Raw genomic sequence first — 9,891 nt, forward strand, 5'->3', positions numbered from 1 at the left:
TCGATATGACAACTGTGTTGGAATTCAAAAACGTCTACAAAAGCTTTGGCGACGGCGCGGCCAAGTCCGAAGTTCTGAACGGCATCGATCTGAGTGTTCAGGAGGGCGAGTTCCTCGTTCTTCTGGGCTTCTCGGGCACCGGTAAAACAACGCTGATCAACCTGATGGCGGGGCTTGAGACCCCGACACGTGGATCGGTCACCTATCGCGGCAAGCCGATCACGGGGCCCGGTCCCGAGCGTGGCGTGATTTTCCAGAGCTATTCGCTGATGCCCTGGTTGACGGTGAACGGCAACGTTGGGCTGGCTGTGGACACGATGTTCCCCGGCATGTCCAAAGCCGATAAAGCGGCCAAGGTTGATCATTACGTCAATATGGTGGGTCTGCCGCATGCGGCGAACCGGCGTCCGGCGGAGCTGTCGGGCGGGATGCGCCAACGTGTGAACGTGGCCCGCGCCCTGGCGATGGATCCGGAAATGTTGTTGCTGGATGAACCACTGTCGGCGTTGGATGCGCTGACCCGTGCCAATCTGGCTGATGAGATCGAGGCGATCTGGCAGGCGGACCAAAAGACCTGTGTGTTGATCACCAATGATGTGGACGAAGCCATCCTGCTGGCCGATCGCATTATCGCGCTGAACCCGGATGGCACCCTGGGCGATGAGTTCAAAGTGACCATCCCGCGTCCGCGCGACCGTATTGAAATGAACACCCACGAGGGGTTCAAGAAACTGCGGATGGATGTCACCAAATACCTGATGGATGTGGGTATCGAGGCCAAGGCCGAGGGCAACAAGCTGCTGCCGGACGTGACCCCGATCCACGGTGTGCCATCGGCGATTGCCGAAGCGTCGAAATCACTGACCGAAGAGCGGTTCCTGGATTTCTCGCAATTGCACAAAGTCTACCCGACCCCCAAGGGGCCGCTGACGGTGGTGGAAGATTTCAACCTGCAGATCAACAAGGGTGAATTCATCTCGCTGATTGGGCATTCGGGCTGTGGTAAATCCACAGTGCTGACCATGGCTGCGGGTCTGAACGACATCTCCAAAGGTGCGATCAAGCTGGACAAGAAACACGTTGAGGGCGCAGACCCTGAGCGCGCGGTTGTGTTCCAGTCGCCCAACCTGTTCCCCTGGCTGTCGGCGCGTGAAAACTGCGCAATTGGCGTGGACAAGGTCTACCCCAAGGCCAGCCAAGCCGAGCGTCAGGATGTGGTTGAATACTATCTGGAGCGTGTGGGTCTGGCGGATGCGATGGACAAACAGGCGTCCTCGATGTCCAACGGCATGCAACAGCGTGTGGGCATTGCCCGCGCCTTTGCCTTGTCGCCCAAGCTGCTTTTGCTGGATGAACCCTTTGGCATGCTCGACAGTTTGACCCGTTGGGAGCTGCAAGAAGTGCTGATGGAAGTCTGGTCGCGCACCAAGGTGACCGCGATCTGTGTGACCCATGACGTGGACGAAGCCATCCTGCTGGCGGACCGCGTTGTGATGATGACCAACGGCCCGCAGGCCACCATCGGCAAGATCGTCGATGTGGATCTGCCCCGTCCGCGCACCCGTAAGGCGCTGCTCGAACATCCAGATTATTACCGCTACCGCCAGGACGTGCTCGACTTCCTTGAAGAATATGAGCATGGCGCCAAGCCCAAACCCAAAGCGGCGGCCAAGCCGATCGCAGCGGAGTAAACTTATGACACAGAAGATTATTGTAATCGGAGCCGGCATGGCCTCCGGGCGGGTACTTGAGACCCTATATGACAATGGGGCTGACGTTGACGTCACCCTGTTCAACGCGGAGCCGCGCGGCAACTACAACCGGATCATGTTGTCTCCGGTGCTGGCGGGCGACCAAACCTATCAGGATATCGTCACCCATGACGATGCTTGGTACGCCGAACGCAATGTGACCTGCCGCTTTGGCGAACGGGTTGCCACGATCGACCGTACTGCCAAAACCGTGACGGCGGAGAATGGCGATGTGCTGGCGTATGACAAGCTGGTCTTTGGTACCGGGTCCAACCCGTTCATGATCCCGCTGCCGGGGCATGATCTGGACGGCGTGATTGCCTATCGCGATCTGGAAGACACCGAAAAGATGATGGGTCTGGGCGAGGGCAACAAAGCGGTTGTTATCGGCGGCGGCCTGTTGGGTCTGGAAGCGGCAGCCGGGATGGCGGCACGCGGTGTGGACGTGACGGTTGTGCACATCATGGGCCACCTGATGGAGCGCCAGCTGGACGAAGCAGCCGGTTATCTGCTGCGCAAGGCGCTGGTCGACAAGGGCATTACCGTTAAATGTTCCGCGAACTCCAAAGAGATCCTGGGCGAGAACGGCAAAGTCAAAGCGCTGATGCTGGACGATGGCACCGAACTGCCCTGTGATCTGCTGGTCATGGCCGTGGGTATCCGCCCGAATGTGGCACTGGCCAAGGAATGCGGTCTGGCCGTTGGCAAAGGTATCCATGTGGATGACCAGATGCTGACCTCGGACGAAAACGTGTTGGCGGTTGGCGAATGTGTTGAACACAACGGCGCGATCTTTGGTCTGGTGGCACCTTTGTATGACCAAGCCAAAGTGGCCGGTCAGACCCTGATGGGCGAAGAGGCGGCATTTGTTCAGAAAGAACTGTCGACCAAGCTGAAGGTAACGGGGTGCGATCTGTTCTCGGCCGGTGATTTTGCCGAAGGCGAAGGACGCGAAGACATTGTGTTCCGCGATCCGGCACGGGGCGTCTACAAACGTCTGGTGATCGAAGAGAACAAAGTCGTTGGCGCCGTCTTCTACGGCGACACGGCAGACAGCAACTGGTTCTTTGGCCTGATCAAGGACAAGACCGACATCGCCGACATGCGCGAAACTCTAATCTTTGGCCCGGCGTTTCAAGGGGGCGAACCCCAGGACCCTATGGCGGCCGTTGCAGCCTTAGCAGATGATGCGGAAATCTGTGGTTGTAACGGCGTATCCAAAGCACAAGTTGTAGCCGCAATTAATGCAGGGGCTAACACTCTGGATGCGGTGAAAGCTGTCTCCAAAGCGGGCTCTTCCTGTGGCAGCTGTTCCGGTCTGGTAGAACAGCTTTTGTCGGTGACCTTGGGCGACGAATTTGTCATGCCCGAGAAAGAGACCGTTTGTAAGTGTACAGACCTGACCCATGACGAAGTGCGCAAGCTCATCAAAATGAAGGGCCTGAAGTCACTGCCCGCCGTGATGCAAGAGCTGACCTGGTCCACCCCGGATGGTTGTCACGTCTGTCGCCCGGCGCTGAACTATTACATGGTTTGTGAATGGCCCGGCGAATATGCGGATGACGGCAAAAGCCGCTTCATCAACGAACGTGTACACGCCAACATCCAAAAAGACGGCACCTATTCGGTTGTGCCACGGATGCTGGGCGGGATCACCAATCCCAAAGAGCTGCGTGCGATTGCCGATGTGGCGGACAAATTCGATGTCCCCACCGTTAAGGTCACCGGCGGTCAGCGGATCGACCTGTTGGGCGTCAAAAAAGAAGACCTGCCCGCGATTTGGTACGATTTGGGTCAGGCGGGCATGATGTCCGGCCAAGCCTATGCCAAGGGTTTGCGTACAGTGAAAACCTGTGTCGGCACCGATCACTGCCGCTTTGGCACCCAAGACAGCACCGGTCTGGGTATTCAGATCGAAAAAGCCATGTGGGGCGCCTGGTCGCCGCATAAGTTCAAACTGGCTGTGTCTGGCTGTCCGCGCAACTGTGCAGAGGCGACGTGTAAAGACCTTGGCATTATCTGTGTCGACAGTGGGTATCAGATCTTGGTTGGCGGCGCAGCCGGTCTTGATCTAAGAGAAACTGACCTGTTGTGTCAGGTCGCAACCGAGGAAGAGGCGCTGGAATATTCCTGTGCGTTCTACCAGCTGTACCGTGAAGGCGCGCAGTATCTGCACCGTCCGTACAAATGGATCAGCAAAGTGGGTCTGGATTGGGTCAAGGAACAGATCGTTGAGGATGCGGATAACCGCAAAGCCTTGGCGGAGCGGTTCCATTATTCGCAGCAGTTCTTCCAGGTTGATCCCTGGGCCGAGCGGGCGCGCAAAGGTGTCGACAAGCATGAGTTTGAACCGCTTGCCGATCTGACCACCTCCAAAGTTGCAGCCGAGTAAGAGAGGAACACGCTATGAGCCAGTTCATTGATATCGGCGCAGTCGAAGACATCCCACAGCGCGGCGCACGTCTGGTGAAATCACCCCTGGGTGAGATCGCCGTGTTCCGCACCGCCAAAGATGAGATCTTTGCGGTTGACGAATGGCTGCCCGGTAAGGCCGGGCCGCTGTCAAACGGCATCCAGCATGACACGCGGGTCACCGACCCGATGCGCAATTGGGTGTTTGACCTTGCCACGGGCGAAGCGCAGGGCGCGGACGAAGGGCGCGTGCGCGTCTGGGAGACCCGGATCGAAGAGGGCCGCATTCTGATTACCCAACAGATCATGGGCGAATTGCGAGCAGCCGAATGACCAAGACCTGTACGACCTGTCCCTATTGTGGTGTTGGATGTGGTGTTCTGGCTGAGCCGAACACTGCGGTTGCGGGCGATCCACAGCACCCGGCGAATTTCGGCCGTTTGTGCTCAAAAGGCACCGCATTGGGAGAGACCGTTGGTCTGGAGGGGCGCTTGTTGGCGCCCCGCCTCAAAGGCAAAGACGTCAGCTGGGACCATGCCTTGGGCCTGGTGGCGGAGAAATTCCTGGCCGCGATCCGCGAACATGGGCCCGATTCCGTGGCCTTTTATGTCTCGGGTCAGCTGCTGACCGAAGATTACTATGTGGCGAACAAGCTGATGAAAGGCTTCATCGGCTCCGCCAATATCGACACGAATTCCCGCCTGTGTATGGCGTCATCGGTAGCCGGACACAAACGCGCCTTTGGCACCGATACCGTGCCGGGCCAATACGAAGATTTCGAAGAGGCCGATCTGGTGGTGCTGGTGGGGTCCAATACCGCCTGGTGTCACCCGGTTCTGTTCCGCCGTCTGGAGGCCGCCAAAGCCGCGCGTCCCGAGATGAAAATCGTGGTGATCGACCCGCGCCGCACCGCAACCGCCAAAGCGGCCGACCTGCATCTGGCGATCGCGCCGGACGGGGACGCGGCCCTGTTCAACCGGTTGCTGAGCGAAATCGCCCGGCGCGGTTTGATCGACCAAGAATATGTCGACGCCCACGTGGAGGGTTTGGGCGTGGCATTAGAGGCCGCAGGGACGCCGCATTCCTGCGGTCTCACTGAAGATGAGATCGAGACCTTCCTGAACATGTGGTGTTCCACCGAAAAGGTTGTGACGCTTTACAGCCAGGGTGTGAACCAGTCCTGGTGTGGCTCGGACAAGGTGAATGCGATCATCAACTGTCACCTCGCGACCGGCCGCATTGGCCGCGTGGGCATGGGGCCGTTTTCCATGACCGGACAGCCCAATGCGATGGGCGGGCGTGAGGTCGGCGGTCTGGCCAATATGCTGGCCTGCCATCTGGATCTGGAAAACGCGAGCCACCGCAGCGCCGTCAAGGAATTCTGGGCCGCGCCCACAATGGCCGATCAGGCAGGCCTCAAAGCCGTAGATCTGTTCCAGGCCTGCGCCGATGGCAAGATCAAGGCCCTGTGGGTGATGTCCACCAACCCGGCCGTGTCGATGCCCGAGGCCGATCATGTGGCGGATGCGATCCGCAATGTGCCCTTTACAGTGGTCAGTGATATTCTGGCCGACACGGATACTAACGCCTGTTGCGATCTGCTGCTGCCAGCCACCGGCTGGGGCGAAAAATCCGGCACGGTCACCAATTCCGAACGCTGCATTTCCCGCCAGCGACCCTTTTTGCCGGCCCCCGGTGAGGCGCGCCACGACTGGGCGATCATCGCCGACGTGGGCCGTCGCATGGGCTGGAACGAGGCGTTTGATTTCGCCAATGAAGCCGAGGTGTTCCGCGAACATGCAGCGCTTTCGGGCGTCGCGGCGCATCAGGGGCGGGATTTTGATATCTCTGGCCTCGCCGATCTGAACGACAGCGATTATGACGCGCTGGCACCTGTGGTCTGGCCGGTGCCGGCCGATGGGATCAGCCCGACACGCTTCTTTGCCGGGGGCGGGTTCTATCACCCGGACGGCAAGGCACGGATGCTGGCGATTACCCCGCCGGATCTGGATGTGGATCTGGGGTCCGAGCTGCGGTTCAACACCGGTCGGGTGCGCGATCACTGGCATACGATGACCCGTACGGGCCGCGCGCCGCAACTGGGCGCGCATTTGGCGGAACCCTATCTGGAAGTCCACCCCGAGGATGCCGCGCGGCTTGGCCTGGAAGAGGTCGGCTTGGCCGAGGTCGAAAACGGGCATGGTCGTGCGTTGTTGCGGGTGATGATCACCGACAATGTGCAGGTCGGCGAATGTTTCGCTCCGATGCATTGGACTGGTGAAACCGCAAGCCTGGGCCGCATCAATGCTCTGGTCACCGGTCGTGTCGATCCGGTCTCAGGCCAGCCAGCGCTAAAAGGGGCCACGGTTTCGGTTGCGCCTTACAAGGCCGGTTGGTTAGGATTTGCTGCCAGCCGCGCCGAGATGGAACCGGCCCGCCCCTATGCCGCCGTTGCCAAAACCAAAACCGGTTGGCGTGCCGAGGTTGCGGGCCATAAACTGCCCAGTGATTGGGAAAAAGAAGCCCGCCAGATCCTGAACCTCAGCGACGGTGTGGCCAGTGTGATGGAAGATCCGGCTTGTGGTCGGGTGCGGGTTGCGATCTATGACGGCTCGGTTCTGGCCGGGGTGTTTTTTGCCGCACCGGATCCGGTTGTGGTGGCGCGCAGTGCCAGTGTTGAACAGATCGGCACCGAAACCCCGGCGGGGCGTGTTTTGGCCGGGGTGCCGGGTGCGGATCAACCGGCAAAAGGTGCGATTGTCTGCGCCTGTATGGATGTGGGCCGCGAAGAGCTGCGCCGCGCCATTGCGGGCGGTGCCAACAGCGTGCCGTTGCTGGGCGATTGTACCGGCGCGGGCACCAATTGCGGCTCGTGCCGTCCTGAAATCCAAGAGCTGTTGGATGTGACGAGCAACCAGAGGTTGGCCGCCGAATGAGATTACTCCCCAATTTGACGGCCCTGGAGCCTTTTGAAACGCCAGAAGGCAGCCAGGGCCGCATTTCTTTGGTTGGGGCTGGACCCGGAGCTGCGGATTTGCTGACCATCCGGGCGCTGCGGACCCTGCAGAGCTGCGACATGGTGCTTTATGATCGTCTGATCGAGCCTGAGGTGCTGGAGCTGGTCAATCCCAAAGCCGAGCGGATGTTTGTTGGCAAAGAAGTCGGTGCCTGTGCCTGGCCGCAGGAGGCGATCAACCAGCTGATGGTGGCGATGGCGCAGACTGGCAAACACGTGGTGCGTCTCAAAAGCGGTGACCCCAGCATTTTTGGCCGCGCCGATGAAGAACGCGCCGCCGCATTGGACGGAGGTCTTGAGGTTGAGATTATCCCCGGCATCACCGCCGCGAGTGCGGCTGCCGCCACGTTGGGCCAGTCTCTGACCAGTCGTGGCCTCAGCGACCGAGTTGTATTTGCCACTGGCACCTGCCGCGAGGGCGACACCGCTCCCAATATCGCCGAACTTTTGCAACCGGGCACCAGTGTTGCGCTTTATATGGCGACACGCACCGCAGAAGATCTGCGCAAACAGCTGCTGGAGGCCGGATTTGATGCGGATATGGCGGTGCAGGTCGTGGCCTCGGCCAGCAAACCGGATGAGGTTGTCTTGCACGCCCAGATCGGCCAATTGCCGCAGCAAATGAAAGCCGCCGGGGTGTCGCATCCTGCGATTATCTTCCTGCGGGCGCCAAAACCGACTAAGGCGGGCATTGTTCAGGGCCGTATTGCACAGAGCAGCGTTTAGACTAAACCGCCCCTAACCCATGCCAGCTTGCGCGCACATGTTGGCCGTACGCGCAAAGTTCCCGTTTGGGCTGTTACGCTGCAGGTCAGCCTTTGGCATTCTCAGATATCGTTTTCCTAGATTGTTTTCCGTGCGTCAAAACCCAGGCGGCGAGCCGTTTTAGGCCGACACCTGTTCGAAACTCGAATTCTTCAAAATGGAATTGGCGGGGGCCGACGCCGTACTGGCGTAGACCAGTATACATTGCTTCACGAAGCGACGTTGGCCCACAATAGGATACCATTGCTTGCGCAAGGTCACAGGCCGACAGCTCGGAAACGATGTCCGCAGAAAGCCGTCTGTTCTCGCTGGAAAGCATAAGATGAAGGTTGAGATTGGGTTTAGACTTTACCAAGCTTTCCAATTCGGCGAGATGCGACGCGTCTTCACGTGATTTCGCACAGTAGAAAAGATCAACAGATTCAGTATGGTCGTCGAGCGCATGTGCCCATGCAAGAAACGGCGTAATCCCGATGCCCCCAGCGATCCAAATTTCTGGCCGTTTCCCTGAATACCGAAACCGGCCAAAAGGACCTTGAATGCGAACATTCTGTCCGACCGTTAAGGTACTGCCCATGCGTGACGTAAAATCCCCGAGCGCTTTGACCGTGACACGCAGTGTTGCGTCGTCGCCAATCTTGGAAAAGCTAAATGGATGCGGTTCGCTGTTTCCGGAATCGGGGAACTGCAAGACGCCGAACTGTCCCGGGCTTGCACGCAGCGCTTTGCCAACGGGGGCCATTGTAATTGCCAGCGCGCCGCCCGACCTTTCGAGACTTGCAATCGAATATGCTTTTGATGGTCGCATGCGATCGGGCAGAAGCATCCAGAAATATGCAAGCAGACCCGCAGTGCAAAAGGCGCCGGTGTACAGCCCAGCCGGATCGCCCATGGCAAAGGGCTTCATGATGAAAAAGAAATGGAACGTGCCAGCGGCGAACAGAGCGCCTATGGCTTTGTGTGTCCATTTCCAAAGTTGGTAGGGGATGAAGGTGGCAACCGAGATGACCACTAGGATCAACAACCCATAGAGGCTGAATTCGCCAAGGGTTTCGGCAATCTCATTGAGTATGGTTTCGCGACCCAGCCCGCGCATTTCAGCATCTATCGTGTCATGAAGCAGAACCGCCGCCATCGCGGTGATACCTGTCCATTTGTGCAGAACATATACTCGATCCAGACCACCGAACAGACTTTCGATACCAGGCAGCCGTGTCGACAGGATTTGCCCCCAGGCCATAAGGATCAGAGCGGCCAGCCCTAAATACTGCGAAAACAAAGCGACCTGGTCAGATACATTCGGCAGCGCAAAAAGCTGACAGACAGGAACGGTAACCGTCGCGACAATCAAAAAAATTCCGAAGGGATTCATTCTCGTCCTTACAAAGCGCTTTTGAAGTGCCAGTTTATCAAGTTGTTGACCGCTAGAACATCAGAATTCGCGCTCTCAGAACTTGCATTTTGACTCGTGGGTGGCAGTGATCTGGCGCATCAGGGCGGACGTTCAGGTACCGTGCAGCATGCGCAAGGCTTTACCTGAAAGCTTGATGCCGTTCGGAATAAGGGTGCAGGTCGCCGAGGGGGCAGAAACGCAAGACGATGCGGCGGCACAGTTGGCGCGCCAGGGGTATCAGTCGCGCAAGCTGCCCGACGATACGCGATGAACACCAATCTGATCCACAAATGGCTGCGTGATCCCAAGTTTGCGCCTGACCTGGAGGCTGTCGAAGAACAGACTGCCCCGGAGCCGTGCTTTCTTCCTGTTGAGATTGTCGACCGCACCCCGATCAAGGAGGCGGCCTCGACGACTGACACCAAGCCCGCACAAAGCGCGATTGAGATCGATATCGTGGGCGGTCATCAACTGAGGATTGTCGGCAGCTATGATCCAGAAGCATTGGCCCAGCTCATCCGGGGCCTGTCTGCATGATCCCTGTTCCGGCGAAC

Annotated in this window: 8 protein-coding genes; 7 read left to right on the top strand and 1 reads right to left on the bottom strand. The window is 58.6% G+C overall.

From position 1 onward, the window contains the following. Window positions 1–5: 5 nt before the first annotated feature. Genes KMP13_RS17625 through cobA form a run of 5 tightly spaced genes read left to right on the top strand, consistent with a single transcriptional unit; the run spans window position 6 to window position 7,905 of the window. Window positions 6–1,691 carry an ABC transporter ATP-binding protein gene (locus KMP13_RS17625; RefSeq protein WP_215267288.1) on the top strand — a complete coding sequence of 562 codons (1,686 nt, stop codon included), beginning with the start codon at window positions 6–8 and terminating at the stop codon, window positions 1,689–1,691. Between the two features lie 4 nt (window positions 1,692–1,695). Beyond that, window positions 1,696–4,143, top strand: coding sequence for a nitrite reductase large subunit NirB (nirB, locus tag KMP13_RS17630; RefSeq protein WP_215267289.1), 2,448 nt, complete (start codon window positions 1,696–1,698; stop codon window positions 4,141–4,143). A gap of 14 nt (window positions 4,144–4,157) precedes the next feature. Then, the gene (nirD, locus tag KMP13_RS17635; RefSeq protein WP_215267290.1) at window positions 4,158–4,496 is read left to right on the top strand and encodes a nitrite reductase small subunit NirD; all 339 of its coding nucleotides are present in this window, start codon (window positions 4,158–4,160) and stop codon (window positions 4,494–4,496) included. Continuing rightward, complete coding sequence (locus KMP13_RS17640) at window positions 4,493–7,099, top strand: nitrate reductase (protein ID WP_215267291.1); 2,607 nt, start codon at window positions 4,493–4,495, stop codon at window positions 7,097–7,099. The genes nirD and KMP13_RS17640 overlap by 4 nt, the downstream gene beginning before the upstream one ends. Beyond that, window positions 7,096–7,905 (top strand): uroporphyrinogen-III C-methyltransferase, encoded by an 810-nt coding sequence (gene cobA / locus KMP13_RS17645; protein ID WP_215267292.1) that lies wholly within the window; start codon window positions 7,096–7,098, stop codon window positions 7,903–7,905. The genes KMP13_RS17640 and cobA overlap by 4 nt, the downstream gene beginning before the upstream one ends. Window positions 7,906–7,990: 85 nt before the next feature. Here the strand turns inward: cobA and KMP13_RS17650 are convergent, their stop codons facing one another. Beyond that, window positions 7,991–9,316, bottom strand: a complete 1,326-nt coding sequence (locus KMP13_RS17650) for a ferredoxin reductase family protein (protein ID WP_215267293.1) — start codon at window positions 9,314–9,316, stop codon at window positions 7,991–7,993. Window positions 9,317–9,464: 148 nt separating this feature from the next. On the opposite strand from KMP13_RS17650, the gene KMP13_RS17655 reads away from it, so the two are divergent. Beyond that, complete coding sequence (locus tag KMP13_RS17655; RefSeq protein ID WP_215267294.1) at window positions 9,465–9,608, top strand: hypothetical protein; 144 nt, start codon at window positions 9,465–9,467, stop codon at window positions 9,606–9,608. Continuing rightward, window positions 9,605–9,874 (top strand): hypothetical protein, encoded by a 270-nt coding sequence (locus tag KMP13_RS17660; RefSeq protein ID WP_215267295.1) that lies wholly within the window; start codon window positions 9,605–9,607, stop codon window positions 9,872–9,874. The genes KMP13_RS17655 and KMP13_RS17660 overlap by 4 nt, the downstream gene beginning before the upstream one ends. Window positions 9,875–9,891: the final 17 nt, after the last annotated feature.

Source organism: Epibacterium ulvae (assembly GCF_018678075.1).
GTDB lineage: Bacteria > Pseudomonadota > Alphaproteobacteria > Rhodobacterales > Rhodobacteraceae > Epibacterium > Epibacterium ulvae_A.